Origin of the sequence: Nitratireductor sp. GZWM139 (assembly GCF_030068685.1) — a bacterium.
Taxonomy (GTDB): Bacteria; Pseudomonadota; Alphaproteobacteria; order Rhizobiales; family Rhizobiaceae; genus Nitratireductor; species Nitratireductor aquimarinus.
In genome coordinates this window covers 113,874-137,747 of the sequence record NZ_JAMQML010000014.1, presented here as the reverse complement: position 1 = coordinate 137,747, position 23,874 = coordinate 113,874, and the positions used below count along the sequence as shown (strand labels likewise).

Genomic DNA, 23,874 nt, shown 5'->3' with positions numbered 1-23,874 from the left:
GCTTATCCTTTGACGGCGCCGGCCATGAGGCCGCGCACGAAATAGCGTCCGGAGACAATGTAGACGACGAGCGTGGGGAGTGCGGCGAGGATCGCGCCGGCGAAATGGACGTTGTACTCCTTCACGCCGCCCGACGATGACACGAGATTGTTGAGCGCCACCGTCATCGGCTGGGAGTCGAAATCGCCAAACGACACGCCAAACAGGAAGTCGTTCCAGATGTTCGTGAACTGCCAGATCACCGTGACGACGATGATCGGCGCGGAAGACGGCAGGAGAATGCGCCGGAAGATCTGGAAGAAGCCAGCGCCGTCGATCTGCGCCGCGCGTACCAGCTCGGTGGGGAAGGCGGCGTAGTAGTTGCGGAAGAAGAGCGTGGTGAAGCCCAGCCCGTAGACCACGTGGATGAGAACAAGCCCCTGCGTCGTGCCGGCAATGCCCAGCATGCCCAGAATGCGCGCTGCGGGAATGAGCGCGATCTGGAACGGGATGAAGCAGGACAGAAGGATGAGCCCGAAGACGATGTCGTCGCCCCGGAAACGCCATTTGGTGAGCACATAACCGTTGAGCGCGCCCAGAACGGTGGAGATGGCCACCGCCGGCACCACCATCAGGATGGAGTTGAAAAAATAGGGTTTCAGCCCGGTCGGCTGCACCCCAATCTGAGCGCTCGACCAGGCTTTGGCCCATGGCTCGAGCGTAAAGATGTCCGGCAGCGCAAGCATGTTGCCCTGACGGATCTCGTCCAGCGGCTTCACCGAATTGACCAGCATCACGTAGAGCGGCAGGAGATAATAGACCGCGCAGACGATCAGCACGGTGTAGAGCAGGGCGCGGGCAAGCCTGTTGCCGCTGACGCCAACGGTTTTCCCGGCGCTCATCTCTGCCTCCCCGGTTTCAGCTCGGAATAGAGATAGGGAATGATGATCGAGAAGATCATCACCAGCATGATGATGGCTGACGACGCGCCGATGCCCATCTGGTTGCGGGTGAAGGTGTAGGAATACATGAAGGTTGCCGGCAGTTCGGTCGCCTGACCGGGGCCGCCGCCTGTGAGCGCCACGACCAGATCGTAGGACTTGATCGCCAGATGCGCGAGCACCACGAAGGCGGAAAGAAAGACGGGGCGCATCATGGGGATGATGATGCGGCGATAGATGGTGACGTTCGACGCGCCGTCCATCTGAGCGGCCTTGATGATCTCGCTGTCGACGCCGCGCAGGCCCGCAAGGAACATGGCCATGACAAAGCCGGAGGATTGCCAGACAGCGGCGATCACCACCGTGTAGATGGCCAGTGTCCGGTCCTTGATCCAGGCGAACTCGAAACTCGCCCAGCCCCATTGATGCATGGTGTTCTCAAGACCGATGCCCGGATCGAGAAACCATTTCCAGGCCGTGCCGGTGACGATGAAGGAGAGCGCCATCGGATAGAGATAGATGGGACGCAGGAAGCCTTCGCCGCGGATCTTCTGGTCGAGCAGGATCGCCAGAAACAGACCGAGCACCGAGCAGATCACTATATAAAGAGTGCCGAAGATCGCCAGATTGGTGAGCGCCCGCCACCAGTGGCGTAAGTTCCATAATTTCTCGTAGTTTTCGAAACCGACAAAGCCGTAGGACGGCAGCATGCGCGAGTCGGTCATCGACAGGTAGAAGGTGTAGAGAATGAAGGCGTAGACGAAGATCAGGATCAGCGCCATGCTCGGGCTGAGCACCAGGCGCGGAATGATCTCCTGCAGGCGATTGCGGTTCATGCGGGGCTTCCCGTTGAACGGTGCGGCGCGGCAGCCGGATCAGCCAGGCGGAGCGAAGACCCCGCCTGACGATGCGTTGCACTGGCCTGTTTTACTGTGCGGCAGCGACGGCGTTCTGAAGCTCTTCGACTGCTTCTTCCGACGTGAGGTCACCGTTGAAGTGCTGCGTGACCACATCGTTCACCGCGTTCTTCACCGCAGCCGGCGCGCCATGACCATGGGCCATGGAGCCGAACAGCGAACCGCTGGCATTGGCTTCCGCAAGATCGGCCATGCCCTTCTTGCCGCAATCGTCAAAGGCCTCGTTGGGCACGTCGGTGCGTGCGGGTACCGAGCCCTTCACCACATTGAAGGCGGACTGGAATTCCGGGTTCATGACGGAAGACGCCATCATCTTCTGGGCCTTCTGCTTGTCTTCACCCACCTGGAACATGACGAACTGGTCGGAGTTGAAGGTCACGGAACCCTGCGTGCCGGGGAAGCGGATGCAGACGAAGTCCTCGCCCGGCTTCTTGCCGGCCTTGAGGAATTCGCCCTTGGCCCAGTCGCCCATCATCTGCATGCCGCCGGTGCCCTCGATCACCATGGCGGAGGCCAGGTTCCAGTCGCGACCGGAGAAATTGTCGTCCACATAGGTGCGCAGCGTGGCCATGCGGTCGAAGGCTTCCTTCATCTTGTCGGAGCCAAGCGCCTCGGGATCAAGATCGTTGAGGGCAGACTTGTAGAAGTCGTTGCCCAGAGAAAGCACCACCGCCTCGAACACCGTGGCGTCCTGCCAGGGCTGACCGCCATGGGCGAGCGGGGTGATGCCGTTCTCCTTCATCTTGTCGAGCACGGCGACGAGCTCTTCCCAGGTTTCCGGGGCCTTGCCGCCGGCAGCATCGAGCGCGGCCTTGTTGATCCAGACCCAGTTGGTGGAATGGACGTTGACCGGCGAGGCAATCCAGTTGCCGTCATATTTGGAGAAATTCTGAAGGGCGGCGGGAACCACTTCGGCCCAACCCTCTTCTTCGGCGACGTCGTTGAGATTGCCGACCACGCCCTGTTCGGCCCAGTCGAGAATGTCGAAACCGAGCATCTGCACGGCAGTCGGCGCGTTGCCGGCGGTCACGCGGGCGCGCAGGGCGGTCATCGCGGCTTCACCGCCGCCGCCGGCCACCGGCATGTCCTGCCAGGTCACGCCCTTGGATTCCAGATCTTCTTTGAGCACGTTCAACGCGGCTGCCTCGCCACCCGAAGTCCACCAGTGCAGAACCTCGACATTGTCTTCGGCCATGGCACTGCCAGCGGTGAGGGAAAGAACGGCTGCTCCCGCCGCAAGCGCGGCGAATTTGCGAATGATCATGATACTCCTCCCAATGGGATCGCTTGCTCCTCTGCGATCTATATATTTATAACGTTATAAATCCGGGGAAGGTCAATCAGTTTCTTGTCTGATTGGCGGAAGGAGGTAGAACGTTGAAACTCAAAACGAAATCACAACAGGCAGGTCGCGCCTCGAGCGCAAATGATCCGATTTATATCGATTGAAATGAACAAAATCAGAAATTCAGACGCGTCCGGGGGCTGGATGACGTCTGCCGGTGGAGCCTGACATGGCGCGCCGATCCGACCGACCGACGCTGCGCACCATCGCAGAGATTACCGGGCTTGCCGTCACCACGGTTTCGCGGGCGCTGCTCGACGCGCCGCAGATTGCGCTTGAGACGCGCCAGCGCGTTCAGCGCGTGGCGCGCGAGATCGGCTATCAGCCAGACCGCGCGGCACGCCATCTGCGCACGGGCCGCACCAATGTCATCAGCTTCGTGCTCGACCCGCATGACGAGCTGCTTGGCTTCTCCACTTCCATGATCAGCGGTCTCACACGCGCCCTGCGCGATACGCAGTATCATCTGGTGATCACGCCGCATTTCGCCGAAGCGCCCACGCTCGATCCGATCGAATACATCCTGCGCAACCGCACGGCGGATGGCGTCGTCTTCTCGCGTACCGAACCGGATGATCCGCGCGTAAAGCTTCTGGTCGAAAACGATTTTCCGTTCGTCTCCCATGGGCGCACCGATCTTGGGATCGAGCACGCCTTCGTCGATTACGACAATGCGGGCTTTGCCCGCATGGCGGTGGAGCGTCTTGTCGCGAAGGGCAGGCGACGCCTCGCGCTTATCCTGCCGCCGCAGCGTTTCACCTTTCACCGATATCTGCGCGACGGCTTTCTTGCCGCCGCTGCCGAAAACGGCGTCGAATGGGAACTGCCCGCCGAGATCAATCTCGACAGCAGCGCGGCCGATCTCTACGCGTGGCTGGGCTGGCGGCTTGAACAGCCCGCTCCGCCTGACGGCGTGGTGTGCGCGGGCGAGGTCTCGGCGCTCTCCATCATGGCGGCGCTGAGCGACCGGGGGCTGAAGGTGGGCGAGGACTTTGACCTCGTCGTCAAGCAGACTTCGCAGCTCTATGACGAGGTGCGTCCGCGCGTGGATTCCGTCTATGAGGACATTGCAGAGGCGGGCGAATTGCTGGGGCGGTTGCTCGTGCGGCGCATCGCCGGCGAGCCGGTCAGCGCCTTGCAGCATCTGCAGGAGCCGATCCCGCGTTTTGCAGACCGCAGCCATGGCACGCGCGCGGCAGTGGGAGCGCGGCAAAGCGCCTGACGAACCCGAAAACGACTCAGGCTGGCTGTGGCGTCTGGCCGTCGAGCATGCCGCGCAGGGCGGCGACCGTTTCGGAAATTTCCTGATTGTTCACCACGTTGATGGAAAGCAGCTCCATCGCCCGGACGCCATGCACGACGAGAAGGGTGATGACGGCCAGCGCGGGGTCGCTTGCCGTGGCGCGCATCTGGTCCAGAATCTCACGCTCATAGGCCTGAACCGGTTTTAGAAAATCCGGGTTCTCGGCAAGGGCGGCCAGCAGGCCGGAGGGCGGCGGCTGGCACTTCTTGCGGTCATCGACAAAGAGATCGAGATAGGCATGGACGCCGCCATTGGCGCCGCCTTCGTGATGCTTCTGGCGCTCCTGAAAGCGCTCATATTCCTCGGATACGAACTCTTCCACCATGGCTTCGAACAGCTTCGCCTTGCTGGAAAAATGATAGAGCAGGCCGCCCTTGGAAACGCCTGCCCGTGCTGCGACCGCGTCGAGTGACATGTTCCCGGCGCCGGCCTCACGGACAATCTCCGCCGCCGCTGCCAGGATCTTTTCCCGCGCCCCTGAGGCTGTTCTGGCCACAACAATTATCCTGTGTCTTGACAATACCGTCCAGACGGTACAGTAAATGCCCCGCAGTTTGCAAGCCAGGATCGTGACCATCCCCACTTGTGGGTGAACAGCAACGTCGCTATCTCCGCCATTCTTATGTAAGCGAACCATTATTTTTCAGATACGCCTTCGGGGGCCGACGACATGATCAAGCGTCTTCTCATTGCCATTGTCCTGCTTGCGGTTCTCGCAGGCGGAATAGTCGGCTTCAACATGTTCCGAGATCAGGCGATCGAGCAGTTCTTCGCGAACATGCCCGTTCCCACCGTGACGGTTTCCACCGTCGAAGCGGAAGAGGCCAGGTGGACGCCAAGCATTGAAGCCATTGGCACGGTTAATGCCAATCAGGGTGTCGACCTGACCGTGGAGACCACGGGCATCGTCACCGACATCCTCTTCGAGGCAAACCAGCAGGTGGAGAAGGACCAGATCCTTCTGCAGCTCGAGGACAATGTGCAGCAGGCCGACTTAAGCGCCTCGCGCACACAGGCCGCCCTCGACAAGCAGGCGCTCGACCGCGCCCGCGAACTGCGCAGCCGTGGTGTCAGCTCCGGCGCTTCGCTGGACAATGCCGAAGCCGCCGCCCAGGCATCCGCCGCACAGGTGGAGAAGGCAGAAGCCGTGGTGCAGCAGCGCCAGCTTCGCGCGCCTTTCAGCGGCACGATCGGCATCCCGCGCGTTGATCGCGGTCAGTATCTTTCGCCGGGCACGATTGTCGCCACGCTGCAGGACACCGAGACCATGCGCGCCGACTTCACCGTTCCCGAGCAGCGCCTTGGCCTTCTGAAGATCGGTCAGCCGGTTCGCCTGTGGCTGAACTCCGGCAATGACGTGTTTGAAGGCACGATCACCGGTATCGATCCCAAGGTTGACCCGTCGAGCCGCCTCGTTTCGGTGCGCGCCCGCATCGACAACACCGCTGGCAAGCTCACCCCCGGCCAGTTCGTTCAGGTTGGCGTGATCCTGCCGGAAGAAGACGGCGTCATTTCGCTGCCGCAGACGGCCGTCGTCACCAGCCTCTACGGCGATTACGTGTACGCGGTTCGCAAGCCGAAGGACGCCGGGGAAGGCGATGAAGAGAAACTGGAGACCCGCCAGGTCTTCGTCAAGGTTGGCCGTCGCTCCGGCGACCGTATCGAGATCAGCTCCGGCGTCGAGCCGGGCGACATCATCGTGACCGCAGGCCAGAACCGTCTCTCCAACGGAACGCCGGTGAAGATCGACAACCAGATCAACCCTGGCGCCCCCGGCGCTCAGAACGCCGCGACCGAAGACACCAACGCCGAAGACAGCAAGGCTGAAGAGGCAGCGGACAAATGAGTTTTTCTGACATCTTCATACGCCGACCGGTCCTTTCGACCGTTCTCGGCCTCATGATCCTGCTGCTTGGCTTCCAGGGCCTTTTCAATCTCCAGGTGCGTCAGTACCCGGAGGTTGAGGAGACGGTTATCACCGTCACCACGATTTATCCCGGCGCGAGCGCCGATCTGATTCAGGGCTTCATCACGGCCCCGATCGCGCGTGCGGTCGCGACGACCGAGAATGTTGACTATGTCACCTCTCAGAGCCGTCCGTCCGCCAGCACGATCAGCGTGAAGATGCGCCTCGGATCGGATCCCGACGTCGCGCTGACCGAGGTCATGTCCAAGGTGCAGGAGGTGCGCAGCGATCTGCCGCCGGACGCCAAGGACCCGACCATCGTCAAGGGAACGGGCATGCAGTTCGCCACCATGTATCTGGCGATGCAGAACCCGAACATGACGAGCGAGCAGCTCACCGAATATATTGAACGCGTCATCCGTCCGCGCATGTCCACGATCCCCGGCGTTGCCGAGGTTCAGGTCATGGGTGCGGCGGAATACTCGATGCGCGTGTGGATCGATCCCGTGCGCCTTGCGGCGCGCAAGCTGACGGCGGCTGAAGTGTTGGCCGGCATTCGCGCGTCGAACTTCCTTGCCGCTCCCGGCAAGACGGAGAATGACTACGTCTCCTACGCCATCCAGATGGAATCCACGCTTCAGACGCCGGAAGCCTTTGGCGCGATGCCGCTCAAGGCCGTCGGTGACGAGGTGGTTCGCCTGCGTGATGTCGCGGATGTGGAGCTGGCAGCCGAAAGCACCGACACGCGCGTGAACTTCAACGGGCAGCCGGGCACCTTTATCGGCGTCTTCCCGTCGCCGAGCGCAAACCCGCTCGACGTGTCGGCAGCAGTGCTCACCGAACTGCCGTCCATTCAGGACAGCCTGCCCGACGGCATGACCATTGAAGTCCTCTATGATGCGACCGATTCCATCAGCGCGTCCATCGAGGAAGTGTTCAAGACGATCATGGAAGCGGTGCTGATCGTTATCGTCATCGTTCTTCTGTTCCTCGGCTCGTTCCGCTCCGTTCTCATGCCGATCATCACGATCCCGCTTTCGCTGATCGGCGTGTGTTTCGTGCTGTTCGCGCTCGGTTACTCGATCAACCTTCTGTCGCTGCTGGCCATGGTTCTGGCCATCGGTCTGGTGGTGGATGACGCCATCGTCGTGGTGGAGAACATCCACCGTCACATCGAGGAGGGGCTTTCGCCCCGCCGCGCCGCCTTTGTCGGCATGAAGGAGATCACCGGCCCGGTCATCGCCATGACCATCACGCTGGCAGCCGTGTTCGCACCGCTCACCTTCATCGGCGGTCTGACCGGCTCGCTGTTCCGCGAATTCGCCATGACGCTGGCGGGTGCGGTGGTGATCTCGGGCATCGTCGCGCTGACGATCACGCCGATGATGTCGGCGCGTATTCTGAAGCGCGGCAACCACAGCCGCTTCCAGAAGATCGTCGACAGCACGTTTGACCGGCTGGCGAACTTCTATGAGAGGATCGTCAAGGGGTCGCTCAACTATCGCCCGATCACCGTTCTGGTGGTGCTGGTTCTCGTCGGGCTCAGCGGGTTCATGTTCATGAACACGTCCAGCGAACTTGCGCCGGAAGAAGATGAAGGCGCTCTGTTCTCGCTGGTCACCGCGCCTCCTTACGCGACGAGCGATTACACGACGCTCTATACCGACCAGATGCGTGAGCTGACCAAGGATCTGCCCGAACTCAAGGCCAACTTCTCGATTGTCGGCATTGGCGGACAGACCAATTCGGGCATCGCGCTCTGGGCGTTCAAGGACTGGGCCGACCGTGAACGGTCGCAGAAGGAAATCCAGCAGGATATCCAGCAGCGGCTTTCCGGCATCGCCGGCGTTCAGGCTCTGGTCTTCGCACCGCCTTCGCTTCCCGGCGCGGGTGGTGGCCTGCCGATCTCGCTCGTCATCCAGTCGACCGACGACTCGTCCCGCGTCTACGAAATTGCCGAGAAGATCAAGGCGGAAGCCGAGGCTTCGGGCCGCTTCATCGTCGTGCAGAACTCGCTCGCCTACGATGCGCAGCAGGTTGTCGTGACGGTGGACCGTGATCGCGCAGCCGCGCTCAACCTTCCGGTGAGCGACATCGGCAGCACGCTCAGCCTGCTTGTCGGCAGCGGATCGGTCGCGCAGTTCGACCGCGATTCCAACAGCTACGACATCATCATGCAGGTGCCGCAGGAATACCGGAACAATCCCGAGCGTCTGGGCGACTTCTTCGTGCGCAGCGCAACGGGCGAAATGGTTCCGCTCTCGGCGGTGATCACCGTGTCGACCGATGTGGCGGCTGCGGCCATCGAGCAGTTCAACCAGCTCAACTCCGCGACGATTTCGGCGCTTCCGGTGCCGGGCGTTTCGACGGGTGACGGACTGGCCGTGATCGAAGATATTGCCCGGAGCACCATTCCGGACGGCTTCTTCATCGAATATTCCGGCCAGTCGCGCCTGGAGGTGGAGCAGGGCAACACGATCGTGATTGCCTTCTCGCTCGCCATCGTGGTGATCTATCTGGTGCTTGCGGCGCAGTTTGAGAGCTTCCGCGATCCGCTCATCATCCTGATGACCGTGCCGCTGTCGATCTTCGGCGCGCTCCTGCCGCTCAACCTCGGCCTTTCGACGTTGAACATCTACACGCAGGTGGGCCTCATCACGCTGATCGGCCTCATCACCAAGCACGGCATTCTGATGGTGGAGTTCGCCAACCAGCAGCGTGAAGAGCATGGCATGTCGCGCCATGAGGCCATCATCGCCTCGGCCAAGGTGCGTCTGCGCCCGATCCTGATGACCACCGCCGCCATGGCGCTGGGCGTCGTGCCGCTCATCCTCGCGGATGGTGCGGGTGCCGCGGCGCGTTACTCGATGGGTCTGGTCATCTTCACCGGCCTGATCATCGGCACCATGTTCACGCTGTTCGTGGTTCCGATGTTCTACACCTACATTTCGAAGGCGCAGCTGGTTCAGGAAGAAGACGATCATCCAGACCAGCAAATTCAGCCCGCTCCGGCAGGCCACTAGATCGCCATTCCAAACAAAAAGATTTGCCCCGCTTCGGCGGGGCTTTTCTTTGGTTGCATCAGAAGACTCATTTTTTGTTTTTCCCGGCAATCCGAATTGATTGGGGGGGGTGCGGCGTCTTCTTTCTTCTCGCCACATTCTTCATGAGGGTGGCAGCCGGGATGAACCCGGGGTCGGGCCATGCATGGTCCCTCGTGGAGGGACACCCGAAAGGAAGGAGTTCCAGTATGATTCTTCGCACCAGGCTGCGCACTGCCGCCACCGCAATTGCCTTTACCGCCAGTGCGGCCGTGTTCTCACCGGCCATGGCGCAGGATGCGGTTCCGTCACCTTCGCCGGCTCCGCAGGCGCAGACGCAGTCGTTCGACGATCAGAAGCTGCAGGCCTTCACGGTCGCGTTTCTCGCCGTCAGCGACGTGAAGGAGCAATACACCAAGCGTTTCCAGGGCGCGTCTTCCGACAATGACAAGCAGCAGGTTCAGGCGGAAGCCACACAGCAGATGGAGCAGGCCGTGGAGAAGACCGACGGCATCTCGGTCGATGAGTACAACCAGATCATCCAGTCCGCACAGACGGATGAGGCGCTGGCTCAGAAGCTGAACGGAATGATCGGCGAGACGGCCAAGGCCCGTAACTGATTGCATTCCATGAAAGGAGAGGGCGCTTTCAGGCGCCCTTTTCTATTTCATGGAACAAGGCGACGACTTCGTCGCGGGCGACCGCGATGTGATACCGAAGGGCCTCGCGCAGCTCTTCTCCGTCGCGCTTCTTGAGCGCTTCCATGATTGGCTCATGCGTTTCAGCCATGCGCTGCGGATCGTCATAGAGCTTGCCGATCAGCGTGATGCCGGCGCGCATTTCCATCGCCAGTTCGTCATAGACTTTCAAAAGGCGCGCATTGCCGCCGGCCTTGCAGAGCATGCGGTGAAAGGTGAAATCCTCGAACATCTGCGTTTCGAGGGAGGCCTGGCTCCCCTTCTGGTTCTGGTAGAGCAGGCTGAGCTGCGCTTCCAGACCGGCGATATCGGCTTCGGTGGCGCGTTCCACGGCGAGACAGCCCGCATGAAGCTCCAGACCGATTCTCAACTCATAGATGTCGCGCATCTCGGTGGCGTTGAAGGTGCGGACGAAGAAGCCGCGCCTCGGAGAGAAGGTGACGAGCCCCTGGCTTTCCAGTAGCCGGGCGGCTTCACGCACCGGCGCGCGGCTGGTGCCAAACTCCCGCGATAACTGCAATTCGGTCAGGCGTTCGCCCGGCTTCAACTGGCCGGCGACAATCGCCGCAGTGATCTGCCGGGCGATCTGTGTCACCAGATCTGTCGTTGAAACTTCCGAGAACAAGCTCACGCATACCGTCCGTGCATCTGGTTAGGCCACCCTGCCAATTGCCACCAGGGCGGGTGGCCGCGGCTGGGAGTATGGCACCTTCAATGACGATTGTCGACAATTGACACTTACCCCTGCCTGTGTTTGCCTAGACGCTTCTTGCGCGGCTCTGAGGGGAGCCCGTTGGCAAGACAAGGCGCCGGCAGGGCCAAAGCCCGCAGGCGCACAGAAAGCAGGGAGAACTGGATGAGCGCACAGCCGCAGCTTGTCGCCGATACCGACATTCAACAGCCGCAAGAGCGAATCGAGCTGGCCGCCGCCTATCGGCTGGTCGCGCACTACAATCTTGACGACAGCATTTTCACGCACATTTCGGCGCGCGCGCCGGAAAATGAAGGCGAGCACGCCTTTCTGATCAATCCGTTTGGCCTGCGCTTTGACGAGGTGACGGCTTCCAATCTCGTTACCGTCGACATCAATGGCGACATTCTGCGCGACAGCTATGGCGCGGGCATCAACAAGGCCGGCTTCACCATTCACAGCGCCGTTCACGCCGCGCGCCCCGACGTGCACTGCGTTCTGCACACGCACACGGTCGCGGGCGTTGCGATCTCCTCCATGGAAGAGGGCATCCTGCCGCTGAACCAGTGGTCGCTGCAGTTCCACAACCGCATCGCCTTCCACGACTATGAGGGCATTGCGCTGGATCTGGACGAGCGCGAGCGGCTCGTTGCCGATCTCGGTGACCGCAATGCGATGATCCTGCGCAATCACGGTCTGCTCACCTGCGGCCGCACGGTGGGCGAGGCGTTTGCGCTGATGTTCAACATGGAGCGCGCCTGCCGCGCCCAGCTTGCGATCATGTCTTCCGGCGGCAAGCCGGTGCGGGTGAATGAGGAACTCGCCGAAAAGACCGCCCGTCAATACGAAGGGTGGGACAAGCACCACGCCGGCAACAAGCCGGACCCGCAATGGGAGGCGTTCCAGCGCCTTGCCATCAAGCACTATCCCGACCTCGTTACCTGAGGCCAATCCATTTTCCGGTGCGGGCAAAGGAGAACGCCCGGCGCCAGTCAGCAAGAAGGGGAACAATAGCCATGCTGAAACGACTGACCCTACTCGCCGCCGCCTTCATGGTTACAACCGCGCTGCACGCCGAGCCCGTCACGGGTGGGCGCGCCAATGTGGTGATCCAGCCCGAACCGCCGAGCCTGATGCTGGGCCTCGTGCAGAACGGCCCGACCCAGATGGTCGCCGGCCAGATCTATGAAGGCCTTCTGCGCTATGACGAAAAGCTGCAGCCCATGCCGCAGCTCGCCAAGTCCTGGGAAGTTTCCGAGGACGGCCTGACCTACACGTTCAACCTGCATGACAACGTCAAATGGCATGACGGTGAACCTTTCACCTCTGCTGACGTCGTGTTCTCCGCCGATGTGTTCCTGCGTGAAACCCATGCGCGCCTGCGCACCTCGCTGGAGCATGTGGAATCCATCACCGCGCCCGACGACACCACTGTCGTCTTCAAGCTGAAGCAGCCTTTCGGTCCCTTCCTCGGCATTTTCGAGGCCGGCACCATGCCGATGGTTCCCAAGCACATCTATGAAGGCACGGAGTACAAGAGCAACCCGGCCAACAACACGCCGATCGGCACCGGTCCGTTCAAGTTCGCGGAATGGGAGAAGGGTTCGCACATCCTGCTCACCAAGTTCGAGGACTATTACGAGGACGGCAAGCCGTATCTCGACGAGATCTACTGGCATGTGATCCCGGATGCAGCCTCGCGCGCCGTTGCCTACGAAACCGGCGTGGTCGACATCCTGCCCGGCGGCTCGGTCGAGAATTTCGACGTGCAGCGCATCGCCGACATGGAGAACACCTGCATCACCGACAAGGGCTGGGAGTATTTCGGTCCGCTGTCGTGGATGTGGCTGAACAACCGCGAAGGCCCGACCGCCGACAAGCGCTTCCGCCAGGCCGTCATGTACGCCATGGACCGCAACTTTGCGCGTGATGCGCTTTGGAACGGTCTCGGCAAGGTTTCGACCGGTCCGGTCTCCTCGTCCACGCGCTTCTACACCGATGACGTGAACCAGTACGACTACGATCCGGAGAAGGCCAAGGCCCTGCTCGAAGAGATGGGTTATGACGGCGAGACCGTGCGTCTCCTGCCGCTGCCTTATGGCGAGACCTGGCAGCGCTGGGCCGAAGCCGTGAAGCAGAACCTCGGCGAGGTCGGCATCGATGTCGAGATCGTCTCCACCGATGTGGCCGGCTGGAACCAGAAGCTGGCCGAGTGGGACTACGACATGGCCTTCACCTATCTCTACCAGTACGGTGATCCGGCACTTGGCGTCGCCCGCAGCTACATTTCCACGAACATCGCGAAGGGTTCGCAGTGGAACAATGTCGAGGGCTACGAAAACACGGAGGTCGACGATCTCTTCGCCAAGGCTGCGGTGGCCGTGACAGCCGAAGAGCGCCAGAAGCTCTACGACGAGGTTCAGCAGAAGCTGGTGGACGACGTGCCGGTGGCCTGGCTCCTCGAGCTCGGTTTCCCGACCATCTACCGCTGTAACGTGAAGGATCTCGTCACCACCGCCATTGGCGTGAATGACGGCTTCAAGGACACCTATATCGAAAAATAGGCCGTCACCCTGATCCGGATGCGCGGGCCAGACCGTCCGCGCATCCCTGCCTTGATTCTGATCCTGCAGGGGCTCGATGCTACGCTTCATACTCATGCGCCTGGGCAAGGCGGCGATCATCCTGATCGCCATCCTGACGCTCAATTTCTTCCTGATCCACGCCGCCCCCGGCGATCCCGCCGCCGTCATGGCGGGCGAAGCGGGTGCTGCCGACGCCAAGTTCATCGCCCAGCTGCGTGAACAGTTCGGCCTCGACAAGCCACTGCTTACCCAGCTCGGGATTTACCTGAAGGGCGTGCTGCAGTTCGATCTCGGCTATTCCTACCGGCAGCAGATGCCCGTCGCAGACCTGATCCTCGACCGTCTGCCCGCCACACTGCTTCTGACGATGACGGCCTTCGTCATCTCGCTGGTGCTCGGCACCGCAGCCGGCGTTCTCGCCTCGGCGCGTGTCGGCAAATGGTCGGACACGGCCATCTCCACACTGGCGCTGCTCTTCTACGCGACCCCGCTCTACTGGGCCGCGCTGATGGCGGTGCTTCTGTTCTCCGTCTATTTCAACTGGCTTCCGGGCTTCGGCTACGAAACGGTCGGCGCGAACTACACCGGCTTCCGCCGTGCGCTCGATATCGGCCAGCACCTGATCCTGCCGGCCACCACGCTCGGCCTGTTCTTCATGGCGGTCTATATGCGCATGACGCGCGCCTCCATGCTGGAGGTCAGCCAGCTCGACTTCGTGAAGACGGCGCGCGCCAAGGGCCTGAAATCCGGCATCATCCAGCGCCGCCACATCTTCCGCAACGCCATGCTTCCGGTGGTGACGCTTGCTGGCCTTCAGGCAGGCCAGCTGGTTGGCGGCGCGGTTCTGACCGAAACCGTTTTCGCGTGGCCGGGCATCGGACGCCTGATGTTCGAGGCACTCGCCCAGCGCGACTACAATCTGCTTCTTGGCGTGTTCTTCGTGTCCGCCGCCATGGTGCTCGTGTTCAACCTCATCACCGACATTCTCTATCGGTTCGTTGACCCAAGAATCCGGGTGGCATGATGGCTGATTTCTGGAAACGTTTCTCACGCAATCGCGGCGCGGTGATCGGCCTTGCGATCCTCGCCATCGTGGTTCTGGTGGCGATCCTTGCGCCGCTTCTGTTCCCGCAGTCGCCCTGGCGCATGGTGCAGCGGCCCTTCCTGCCGCCTTTCGCCATGGACCAGTATCCGCTGGGCACCGATGCGCTCGGCCGCAATGTCATTTCGGGCCTTGCCTATGGCGCACAGGTTTCGCTTCTGGTCGGTCTCGTCTCGACAGTGGCTGCCCTTCTGATCGGCATTCCGATCGGGGCGCTCGCCGGCTATTTCGGTGGCTGGGCGGATGATGCGCTGATGCGCTTCACCGAGTTCTTCCAGACCGTGCCGAGCTTTGCACTGGCCATCGTTCTGGTCGCCATTTTCGAACCGTCGATCCAGTCGATCATCGCCGCCATCGCCATTGTGAGCTGGCCGCCGGTCGCCCGTCTTGTGCGCGGCGAGGTGCTGTCGCTGCGCTCGCGTGAATATGTGGAAGCGGCGATCCTTTCCGGCCAGACGAGCCTGACGATCATTCTGCGGCAGGTTCTGCCCAACACGATCTCGCCCATCATCGTGCTTGCATCGCTGATGGTGGCAACCGCGATCCTGCTGGAATCCTCGCTGTCCTTCCTCGGGCTCGGTGATCCGAACCTGATGTCCTGGGGCTACATGATCGGCGCTGCGCGCACGGTCATCCGCCAGGCCTGGTGGCTCTCCTTCTTCCCCGGCGTTGCCATCCTGCTCACCGTTCTGGCGCTCAACCTGATCGGTGAGGGCCTGAATGACGCGCTCAATCCCCGCCTTGCGCGGCGTGGCAAATAGGAGGGCGCGATGAAAGACCCAGTGCTCAGCATCAAGAACCTCAAGATCGCGCTGCCGGAAGGCGCCGACCGCGACTTCGCCGTCGATGATGTGACCTATGATCTGTTTCCCGGCGAAATCCTCTGCATTGTCGGTGAATCGGGGTCCGGAAAATCCATGTCGGCCAATGCCGCGATGGGCCTGCTGCCCGATCTGGTGCGCCCGGTCGGCGGCGAGATCATCTTCGACGGCACGGATGTTCTGAAACTCTCCGAAGCCGAGATGATGGATTTGCGCGGCAAGAAGATCGCCATGATCTTTCAGGAGCCCATGTCGGCCCTCAACCCGCTGATGCGGGTGGAAGATCAGATCGCGGAAGTGTTCGAGGCGCATGGTCTGCTTACGCCGAAGGAACGCGCTGCCCGCGCCATCGAACTTCTGACGGAAGTGGGTATTCCCGATCCGCAGAAGGCCGCGCGCGCCTATCCGTTCCAGCTTTCGGGCGGCCAGCGCCAGCGCGTCATGATCGCCATGGCGCTTGCGCTCGAACCGCGCATCCTGATCGCCGACGAGCCGACCACCGCGCTCGACGTGACGACGCAGGCGCAGATCCTTGAGCTGATCCGCAATCTGCAGGAAAAGCACGGCATGGCGGTGATGTTCATCACCCATGATTTTGGCGTGGTGGCCGAAATCGCCGACCGCGTGGCCGTGATGCAGTATGGCAAGATCGTCGAGGCGGGAACCGCTGACGAGGTGCTGGACAATCCGCAGCACGAATATACGCAGAAGCTGATCGCCGCGATCCCGAAACTTGCGGCCGAAGAGACCGAAGCGCCGGTGGGCAAGACGCCGATCCTTGAGGTGGAGGGGCTCAACAAGACCTATGTGACCGGTGGCGGCCTGTTCTTCTCCAAGCCGCGCGTCGTGCATGCGGTCAACGACGTGAACCTCACCCTCTGCGAAGGTGAAACGCTCGGCATCGTGGGTGAATCCGGTTCTGGAAAGTCCAGTGTCGGGCGCTGTCTGGTGCGACTGATGCAGCCGGACTCCGGTACGGTGAAGCTTGCCGGTCATGACATGGCGCAGCTTTCCGGCGATGCGCTGCGCGAGGCGCGCAAGTCGATCCAGATGATTTTCCAGGACCCCTACGCCTCGCTGAACCCGCGTTCCAAGGTGGGGCGCATCATCGCCGAGGGGCCGATGGCGCACGGGGTTTCCAAACAGGAAGCCTATGCCCGCGCGGTCAAGCTTCTGGAACTGGTGGATCTCGATGCGCTTGCCATCGACCGCTATCCGCACGAGTTTTCAGGCGGCCAGCGCCAGCGCATCGGCATCGCCCGCGCGCTGGCACTGGAGCCGCGCGTCATCATCGCCGACGAAGCGGTTTCCGCGCTGGACGTGTCGATCCAGGCGCAGGTGCTCGATCTTCTGGCCGATCTGAAGGAGCGGCTGAACCTGGCTCTTATCTTCATCACCCACGATCTGCGAGTCGCCGCACAGATCTGCGACCGCATCGCGGTGATGCAGAAGGGCAAGGTGGTGGAGATGGGACCGGCGCACGCCATCTTCAACAATCCGCAGAGCGACTACACCCGGACCCTGATCGAGGCCATTCCCGGTCGCGAGAAGGAGCTGGCGGCAGCGGGGTAGGCCCGGTGACGACAGGAGCTCAATTCAGCGTGGTGCGTGCACCTTCCCCCGCCCTTCGACAAGCTCAGGATGAGGGAAGGGGCATGGATAGGCTGGTGCCTATGACAGGGGATTGCACAACGCTTGCGTTTCCAACACCAGCCCTGAGCCGGTTCTCACCAACACCAACACCAACACCAACACCAGCGCTCAGCCAGCTATCACCGCCACCAGCCCTCATCCTGAGCCTGTCGAAGGGCGAGGGCGGGATGACGTGCATAGGCCGAGGTTCTGCTGATGCACGACCTGTAACGGTGGGAGAAGCAGCGCGCACCATCTCCCACCATCCTCAATACTAATTTGCAGGAACCACCAACGTGGACGAACAACTGGCACAGAAGATCCTCGCCGCAGTCGAGGAAGGTTTTGAAGAGCAGATCGGCTTTACGGAAGACCTGATCCGTTTCCCCTCGCTGCGCGGCAAGGAAAAGCCCGCTCAGGAATTCGTGCACAAGGCGCTCGAAGCGCGCGGCTACGCGGTTGAGACCTTTCACATCGATGAAGACAAGATCAGGGATCATCCCGGTTTCTCGCCCGTGGCCGTCGATTATTCCGATGCGGTCAATGTGATCGCCACGCATGCGCCGCGCGTCGAGAAGGGCCGGTCGCTGATCCTCAATGGCCATATGGATGTGGTGCCGGAAGGCCCGCATGATATGTGGGAGGTTTCGCCGCCCTATGAGCCGAAACGCGTGGGCGACTGGCTCTATGGGCGCGGCGGCGGCGACATGAAGGCCGGCATCGCGGCGAATATTTTCGCGCTCGACGCACTGCGTCGCATCGGCCTGCAGCCGGCGGCGAAAGTGCATGTGCAGAGCGTCGTTGAGGAGGAGTGCACCGGCAATGGCGCGCTCGCCTGTCTGGTGGAAGGCTATACGGCGGACGCCGCCATCATTCCCGAGCCGGAAGACGAAATGCTGGTGCGGGCCAACACCGGCGTTCTGTGGTTCGAGGTGAATGTGTCGGGCCATCCGGTGCATGTGCGCGAGGCCGGCACGGGCGCGAATGCCATCGAAGCGAGCTACCGCGTCATCGAGAGCCTGAAACGCCTGACCGAGGAATGGAACGCCGAAAAGGTGAACTATCCCTATTTCGAGGAACTCGATCACCCGATCAACTTCAATGTCGGCAAGATCGAGGGCGGCGACTGGGCGTCCACCGTTGCCGCATGGTGCAGGATTTCCTGCCGCATCGCCATCTATCCCGGCGACGACCCGAAGGACCGGGCAGCGCAGATCGAGGCGCATCTGGCGCGTGAGCTGGCCGATGATCCGTTTCTGGGCAACCGCCCGCCGGAGGTGATCTGGAACGGGTTCTTCGCGCGCGGTTACGTTCTGGAAGAAGGAACCGAGGCCGAGCAGGCACTGGCCGAAGCCCATCGCAAGGCCACGTCGAGCGAACTGAAAAGCTTCGTCACGCCGGGCTATCTCGATGCGCGGGTCTTCGTGATCTATGCCGGCATGCCGTGCCTCGTCTATGGCCCGATCACGGAGAATATCCACGGTTTCGACGAGCGCGTCAGCCTGTCGTCCATCAAGCGCGTGACGGGCGCGATCGCACTCTTCATCGCCGACTGGTGCGGTGTCGAACCGATCGAGGGAGAGGCCGGCAATGGCTGAGCAGGACGTGATCGAGGGCGTCTTTCTCAGTGCCGCATACGATCTTCGGGAGATTTTCGCCGAGGCGCTGGCGCCCCATGCAGACACGATCCGGCTGCGCCATCCCCATGAGATCGACGATCCCGAAACGATCCGGTTCGCGCTGTGCTGGCGTCCTGCGGACGACGCCTTCCTGCCCTATCCAAATCTGCGGCTGGCAAGTTCCATCGCCGCCGGTGTCGACAGCATCATCAGCTGCCCGAGCCTGCCAGCCGATGCGCTGGTGACGCGTGTGCGCGACGAGGATCAGGGCGATGTCATGGCCGGTTTCGCGGCATGGCACGTGGTCTGGCATCACCGCAACATGCGCCATCACATTGTACATGAAGCGAAGCATGAATGGGCGCGGCTGATTTCGGCAAGGATGAAGCCGCCACGCGAAACGCCCGTCGGCATTCTGGGTTTCGGCCTGATGGGCCGCGCCATCGCGCGCGCGGTGACAGCGATGGGTTTTCCGGTAGTCGCGGCCGTGCGCAACGCACCGCGCGACGCCATGCCGGGTGTGCGTTTCGAAAGCGGGGAGGGGGCTGCCGAGCGGGTTGCCGAGCAGGCCGCCATCCTCATCAACGTGCTGCCTTTGACCGCGCAGACGCGCGGCCTTCTCGATCTCGATTTCTTCAATCGCATGCCCGTGGGCGCGGCGCTGATCCAGCTTGGGCGCGGGGAACATCTGATCGAGGCCGATCTTCTGAAGGCGCTCGACAGCGGACGCCTTTCCTCCGCCTCGCTCGACGTTTTCGACATCGAGCCGCTGCCGGCGGAGCATCCCTTCTGGGCGGATGAGCGCATTCTCGTCACGCCCCATCAGGCAAGCGACTGCTCACCCCGGCGCATGGCGGAACAACTCGCCCGCGCAGCCAGGGACGTGGTGGCAGGACGGATACCGGAAACGGTGGTCGACAGAGCCAACGGATATTGAAGGATGACAATGAAAGCCATTTTCGACGAACGTCAGCTGTTACATACGCCCGCCCGCTATTTCCGGCGCGGGGCCTACATGCCGCATCCCGAGCAGGCCGAACGCGCCATCCTCATCCGCGACATGCTCAGGCGCAACGCCTTTCCCATCGAGACCCCGCGCGATTTCGGCGAGGACCCGATCAAGGCCGTGCACGATCCCGATTACGTGGATTTCTGGAAGGACGCCTATGAGCGCTGGCGCGCCGAAGCGCCGGATCAGGAGCCGATCCCGAACTGTCATCCCGGCCCGCGCCGGGGGCGTCCGTCATCCTCCGTTTTCGGTCAGCTCGGCTGGTGGGCGACCGACACGTCGGTGCCATTGACGGAAGGCACGTGGAACGCGGTCTACTGGTCGGCGCAGACGGCGCTTGAAACCGCCGAACGGGTGAAGGAAGGCGCGCGCATGGTCTATGGCCTGTGCCGCCCGCCGGGACACCACGCGCTTTCCAACGCCTCGAACGGCTTTTGCCTGTTCAACAATGCGGCCATTGCCGCGCAGAGCCTGCGCTCGCATTTCGGCAAGGTGGCGGTGCTCGACATCGATACCCACACCGGCAATGGCACGCTCGACATCTTCTATGATCGCGGTGACGTTTTCGTCTGTTCGCTGCACACGGACCCGGATCTCTATCCGACCTATTATCTGGGTTATGAGGATGAGCGTGGCGAGGGCGAAGGCGAGGGGGCGACGCTCAATCTTTGCCTGAAGCCCGGTTCCGACACCGAGACGATCCTGATGCGCTTCCGCGAAGGGCTCGCGGCGCTCAGGGATTTCGGCACGGAAGCGCTGGTGGTTTCGCTCGGCCTCGACATGGCGGAAGACGATCCGCTGTCGGAGGTGAAGCTGACAGGCGAAGGGTTCGCGACCATGGCGCGCGAGATCGTCGGGCTCGGCCTGCCGACTGCGCTGATCCAGGAGGGCGGTTATCTCGGCCCGTCATTGTCGAAAAATGCGGAAATCTTCCTCACCGCCAGCCGCGATGCGCTGGCGAGCGCGGCGGACTGACAACGGACATGCCATCACCCCGGGTTTCAAACGGGGTGATGGCGCGCTGCTCGATCTGCTCTCGTATTTGTGCGGATTTCAGCTGAAAGCAAAACGCGCTATCCGCGAAGCGCCTTCACCAGACGCGCCGAACGGCGCAGCGCAGTGAGGGCCGCGCCGATGGCCACGATCCATAGCGCCACGGTCAACACTTCACCGCGCCCGTTCCAGAGCGGCTCGAAGAGCGACAGCACTGCCGCCGCCGTGATGGTCGCCATGCGGTGCGGCTTGGCCATCGGGCCGGAAAAGTCTGCCTGCTGGCCGCAGGCGCGACCGAGCTCGCGCACATAAGCCGTCAGAACGGCAAAACCCGCCGCCGCCCAGCCAAGTGCTGGCAGGCCAAGGCCATAGCCGGCGCCGACGAGGATCGCGATATCGGCAACCCGGTCGGGAAACTCGTTCCAGAAAGCGCCGTCCGGCGCGCTTTTGCCCGCCTCGACCGCAACCATGCCATCGAACAGATTGCACAGGAGGCGGAACTGCACGAACAGCCCGCCCAGAATGAGAAGCACTGCCCGCATCACGCCATCGGCAGACCCCGCCTGCCACAGGGCGAGACCGGCGAGGGCTGCAAAGCCCATGCTCGCCATGGAAATCTGGTTCGGAGTGATGGATGTGGCGGCCAGCCAGCGCGTGATGCTGTGCGCCCAGCCGGTGTCGCGGCTGGCCAGCGGACGTCGGTTCTCAGTATCGCTCACGGTCGGGCGCTCCATAGGGTGTAGGTGTAAAGGGCGGCATAGGATGTGGCGACCGTTAGCGGCAGGGTGACCGTCGCAAGGATTTCGGGCGTGCCCGCCGCTGCGTGGATCGTGGTCAGAAGCGTTGCGGAAACGAGACAGGCGATGAGCGGCGGCAGAACAAGCGCGCCAAGGCCGGAGAAGCGACTGGTCAGCCACTCCACGATGCGTTTCAGGAACAGTGTGATGCAGGCGGACAAAAGCCCCTGCACCATGCCTGCCACCAGCGGACGCGGCATTGCGTGCCCCCGGTTGGCGAACACGGCCCAGCTTCCCATGGCGAGAAACGCGAACGCCATGTGAACGGCGCTCGATCTCGCCAGTCGGGCAAGCGCAGGGCTCATGTGAGCGACCACCAGTAGCGCACCAGGTGGAAGAAGATCGGGGCCGAGAAGATGACCGAATCCAGCCGGTCGATGAAACCGCCATGCCCGGCGATCAGATGCCCCCAGTCCTTCACGCCGCGATCACGCTTGATGGCCGACATGACGAGCCCGCCGAAAAAGCCCAGAAGCACGATGACGAAGGACAGAAGCCCGGCCTGAACCGGGGTGAAGGGCGTCATCCAGAACAGCCCCGCGCCCACCAGCGTTGCACTGAGCGCGCCACCGATCAAACCTTCCAGTGTCTTGGAGGGCGAGAGGTTGGGCGCGATCTTCGTGCGCCCGAGCAGCTTGCCCCAGACATATTGCAGGACGTCGCTCGACTGCACGACCACCACGAGGAAGGCGATCAGAAGCAAATTGCGTCCCTCATAGCCGGGGATATCCAGCGTGAGGAGCGCGGGCACGTGGGACACACAGAAGACGCAGATCATCAGCGCCCATTGCACCTCCGCCACCCGGACGAGGAAATGATCCGTATCGCCGCGCACCGCCGAGACAATGGGCAGAAGAAGGAACGCATAGACCGGCACCAGGATCGAATAGAGGCCGTACCAGTCGATATAGATGAGATAATATTGCAGCGGCAGGAAGATGAAGAAGGCCGAGGCGAGCGCCCAGTGGTCGCCGCGCCGCGTGTTGGTCAGCGTTACGAATTCGCGCAGTGCGGCGAATGATGCAAAAGCGAACAGCAGGATCGCGCCAACCCGGCCGAACATGAGCGCGCCGCCCATGAGGATGATCATCACCCACCAGGCGTTCACCCGGTCATTGAGGTTTTCGATGGCCGTGTTGGAGCCATCGGGCGAGAATTTGCGCTGAAGCACATAGCCCACCAGCGATGCCGCAATCAGCACGCCGGCCAATCCGCCGAGCAGTTTCAAAAGGTCGATCTGATGTTCGCTCATCACGCGTCACCTTCCGAAGCTGCCGAGAGGGAAAGAAGCGCATCGCGCGCCCGGGTGAGGAAAGCCTCTTTCGTTTCGTCATCGCCGACCCGCATGGCTTCACCGAACGTGACCGTGCAGATGAGCGGTACGGGCACGAATTCGCCCTTGGGCATGACGCGGTTCAGATTGTCGATCCACACCGGAACGAAATCCACGTCTGGCCGCGCCTTGGCCAGATGGTAGATGCCGCTCTTGAAAGAGAGCAGCGGCGCGTCGGTCTCGTTGCGCGTGCCTTCGGGAAAGATGATGAGGGAGGCCCCGCCATCCAGCGCATCGGCCATTTGCCCGATGGGGTCGCTTGCGCGCGTGTCCCGGTTTCTGTCGATCAGCACCGCATTGAACACGTCACGGCCGATGAAGCGCCTGACGGGTGATTTCAGCCAGTAATCGGCGCCAGCGACGGGCCGGGTCTGCCGGCGCATGCGCGGCGGCAACACCGTCCATAGCAGGATGAAATCGCCATGGCTCACATGATTGGCGAAATAGACGCGCTGACGGGGAACCGGCTCGATGCCCTGCCAGTCGGCGCGTACAGCGGTGATGAAACGTGCAAACAGCGTGATCGCGCCTGCCGCCACCCGCGACAAAAATGCCATTGTGTCCCCTGGAGCTTTGCGTGGAAACCAGATTCAGACGCTGTATAGAACGGTTGCAGCGTGCGGCCAAATAATAACGGCGATTGAAAACAGCATGAATTACCTGCGCCATAAAATGTGCGGACACACTGGAGCCTGACACGTTATGGGAGCGTCAGGCCTCTGCTTGACTGACCGGTTTCGGTGAAGAGCGGGGCGTTATCGTTCCCTGCACTGTGATCTCCTCCGAAGAGGTCGCACTGGTCAGCCATGCGGGGCTTATTGGCCCATAAGCCAGATTTTCTTACTTTGAAACCGTCGCTGCACACGGTTTTGCCCATCATGCCCCCCTCGCTTCCAGAACGAAAGGGAAGGCGTTTACGCGGCAGGTCGCTGTTTACATCTCAGACATGCGAGCAGGTCAAACATGCGAGCAGGCTGGCGCGTTGTGATGGCGCTGAATGAGGCCAGCATGGCCTAGACACTGCGCGAGCCGGGAAAGAAGCAGCGTCGCACGGCCTGACAATGAGTTCGACCGAACAATGATCACGAATGCGCTCCAGTAAGCCAGCCCGGTCGTCAGATTCAGTCAGTATTGGTCAGAATTGGTAGGTGGAATCTGACCT

The 23,874-nt window shown here is 61.9% G+C and carries 21 protein-coding genes; 12 read left to right on the top strand and 9 right to left on the bottom strand.

Annotation, left to right across the window (positions count from 1 at the left end; all coding sequences use genetic code 11):
- Window positions 1–2: 2 nt before the first annotated feature.
- From NDI72_RS17035 to NDI72_RS17025, 3 genes are all read right to left on the bottom strand, one after another.
- Complete coding sequence (locus NDI72_RS17035; protein WP_283801107.1) at window positions 3–881, bottom strand: carbohydrate ABC transporter permease; 879 nt, start codon at window positions 879–881, stop codon at window positions 3–5.
- Window positions 878–1,756 carry a carbohydrate ABC transporter permease gene (locus NDI72_RS17030; RefSeq protein WP_113156403.1) on the bottom strand — a complete coding sequence of 293 codons (879 nt, stop codon included), beginning with the start codon at window positions 1,754–1,756 and terminating at the stop codon, window positions 878–880. The genes NDI72_RS17035 and NDI72_RS17030 overlap by 4 nt, the downstream gene beginning before the upstream one ends.
- A gap of 91 nt (window positions 1,757–1,847) precedes the next feature.
- Complete coding sequence (locus NDI72_RS17025) at window positions 1,848–3,095, bottom strand: ABC transporter substrate-binding protein (RefSeq protein WP_371685998.1); 1,248 nt, start codon at window positions 3,093–3,095, stop codon at window positions 1,848–1,850.
- A 256-nt stretch (window positions 3,096–3,351) separates the two neighbouring features.
- Here NDI72_RS17025 and NDI72_RS17020 point away from each other — a divergent pair, with 256 nt between their 5' ends.
- Complete coding sequence (locus NDI72_RS17020; protein WP_283801106.1) at window positions 3,352–4,404, top strand: LacI family transcriptional regulator; 1,053 nt, start codon at window positions 3,352–3,354, stop codon at window positions 4,402–4,404.
- A 16-nt stretch (window positions 4,405–4,420) separates the two neighbouring features.
- Here the strand turns inward: NDI72_RS17020 and NDI72_RS17015 are convergent, their stop codons facing one another.
- Window positions 4,421–4,981: a TetR/AcrR family transcriptional regulator gene (locus tag NDI72_RS17015; RefSeq protein WP_283801104.1), complete on the bottom strand. Its 561-nt coding sequence runs from the start codon at window positions 4,979–4,981 to the stop codon at window positions 4,421–4,423.
- Window positions 4,982–5,155: 174 nt separating this feature from the next.
- Between NDI72_RS17015 and NDI72_RS17010 the strand changes: the two genes are divergently transcribed.
- The 3 genes from NDI72_RS17010 (at window position 5,156) to NDI72_RS17000 (ending at window position 10,052) form a co-directional block, all read left to right on the top strand.
- Window positions 5,156–6,331, top strand: a complete 1,176-nt coding sequence (locus NDI72_RS17010) for an efflux RND transporter periplasmic adaptor subunit (RefSeq protein ID WP_206546485.1) — start codon at window positions 5,156–5,158, stop codon at window positions 6,329–6,331.
- On the top strand, window positions 6,328–9,414 hold the full coding sequence (locus NDI72_RS17005; RefSeq protein WP_283801103.1) for an efflux RND transporter permease subunit: 3,087 nt from the start codon (window positions 6,328–6,330) through the stop codon (window positions 9,412–9,414). Before NDI72_RS17010 ends, NDI72_RS17005 begins: the two co-directional genes overlap by 4 nt.
- A 227-nt stretch (window positions 9,415–9,641) precedes the next feature.
- Window positions 9,642–10,052: a DUF4168 domain-containing protein gene (locus tag NDI72_RS17000; protein WP_113157087.1), complete on the top strand. Its 411-nt coding sequence runs from the start codon at window positions 9,642–9,644 to the stop codon at window positions 10,050–10,052.
- A gap of 28 nt (window positions 10,053–10,080) precedes the next feature.
- Here the strand turns inward: NDI72_RS17000 and NDI72_RS16995 are convergent, their stop codons facing one another.
- Entirely contained in the window at window positions 10,081–10,761 is a 681-nt protein-coding gene (locus tag NDI72_RS16995) for a GntR family transcriptional regulator (protein WP_113157086.1), read from the bottom strand.
- A 225-nt stretch (window positions 10,762–10,986) separates the two neighbouring features.
- Here NDI72_RS16995 and NDI72_RS16990 point away from each other — a divergent pair, with 225 nt between their 5' ends.
- The 8 genes from NDI72_RS16990 to NDI72_RS16955 all read left to right on the top strand — a co-directional run bounded on the left by NDI72_RS16990 (window position 10,987) and on the right by NDI72_RS16955 (window position 20,564).
- Entirely contained in the window at window positions 10,987–11,766 is a 780-nt protein-coding gene (locus NDI72_RS16990; protein ID WP_113157085.1) for a class II aldolase/adducin family protein, read from the top strand.
- A gap of 71 nt (window positions 11,767–11,837) precedes the next feature.
- On the top strand, window positions 11,838–13,385 hold the full coding sequence (locus NDI72_RS16985; protein WP_113157084.1) for an ABC transporter substrate-binding protein: 1,548 nt from the start codon (window positions 11,838–11,840) through the stop codon (window positions 13,383–13,385).
- A 76-nt stretch (window positions 13,386–13,461) separates the two neighbouring features.
- On the top strand, window positions 13,462–14,430 hold the full coding sequence (locus NDI72_RS16980; protein WP_113157083.1) for an ABC transporter permease: 969 nt from the start codon (window positions 13,462–13,464) through the stop codon (window positions 14,428–14,430).
- On the top strand, window positions 14,430–15,269 hold the full coding sequence (locus tag NDI72_RS16975) for an ABC transporter permease (RefSeq protein WP_113157164.1): 840 nt from the start codon (window positions 14,430–14,432) through the stop codon (window positions 15,267–15,269). Before NDI72_RS16980 ends, NDI72_RS16975 begins: the two co-directional genes overlap by 1 nt.
- Before the next feature lie 9 nt (window positions 15,270–15,278).
- A complete protein-coding gene (locus NDI72_RS16970; RefSeq protein WP_113157082.1) occupies window positions 15,279–16,901 on the top strand; it encodes an ABC transporter ATP-binding protein in 1,623 nt (540 codons plus the stop codon).
- A 356-nt stretch (window positions 16,902–17,257) separates the two neighbouring features.
- Window positions 17,258–18,559 (top strand): ArgE/DapE family deacylase, encoded by a 1,302-nt coding sequence (locus tag NDI72_RS16965; RefSeq protein WP_206546484.1) that lies wholly within the window; start codon window positions 17,258–17,260, stop codon window positions 18,557–18,559.
- Window positions 18,552–19,517: an NAD(P)-dependent oxidoreductase gene (locus NDI72_RS16960; RefSeq protein WP_113157080.1), complete on the top strand. Its 966-nt coding sequence runs from the start codon at window positions 18,552–18,554 to the stop codon at window positions 19,515–19,517. The genes NDI72_RS16965 and NDI72_RS16960 overlap by 8 nt, the downstream gene beginning before the upstream one ends.
- A 3-nt stretch (window positions 19,518–19,520) precedes the next feature.
- On the top strand, window positions 19,521–20,564 hold the full coding sequence (locus NDI72_RS16955; protein WP_283801097.1) for a histone deacetylase family protein: 1,044 nt from the start codon (window positions 19,521–19,523) through the stop codon (window positions 20,562–20,564).
- Window positions 20,565–20,662: 98 nt separating this feature from the next.
- On the opposite strand, the gene NDI72_RS16950 is transcribed toward NDI72_RS16955, so the two are convergent.
- From NDI72_RS16950 to NDI72_RS16935, 4 genes are read right to left on the bottom strand one after another with little or no spacing between them, the layout of a single operon-like run.
- Window positions 20,663–21,301: a CDP-alcohol phosphatidyltransferase family protein gene (locus tag NDI72_RS16950; protein WP_283801096.1), complete on the bottom strand. Its 639-nt coding sequence runs from the start codon at window positions 21,299–21,301 to the stop codon at window positions 20,663–20,665.
- The gene (locus NDI72_RS16945; RefSeq protein WP_283801094.1) at window positions 21,298–21,684 is read right to left on the bottom strand and encodes a hypothetical protein; all 387 of its coding nucleotides are present in this window, start codon (window positions 21,682–21,684) and stop codon (window positions 21,298–21,300) included. Before NDI72_RS16945 ends, NDI72_RS16950 begins: the two co-directional genes overlap by 4 nt.
- Window positions 21,681–22,631 (bottom strand): phosphatidate cytidylyltransferase, encoded by a 951-nt coding sequence (locus NDI72_RS16940; protein ID WP_113157076.1) that lies wholly within the window; start codon window positions 22,629–22,631, stop codon window positions 21,681–21,683. The genes NDI72_RS16945 and NDI72_RS16940 overlap by 4 nt, the downstream gene beginning before the upstream one ends.
- Entirely contained in the window at window positions 22,631–23,269 is a 639-nt protein-coding gene (locus NDI72_RS16935; RefSeq protein ID WP_206553069.1) for a lysophospholipid acyltransferase family protein, read from the bottom strand. The genes NDI72_RS16940 and NDI72_RS16935 overlap by 1 nt, the downstream gene beginning before the upstream one ends.
- Window positions 23,270–23,874: the final 605 nt, after the last annotated feature.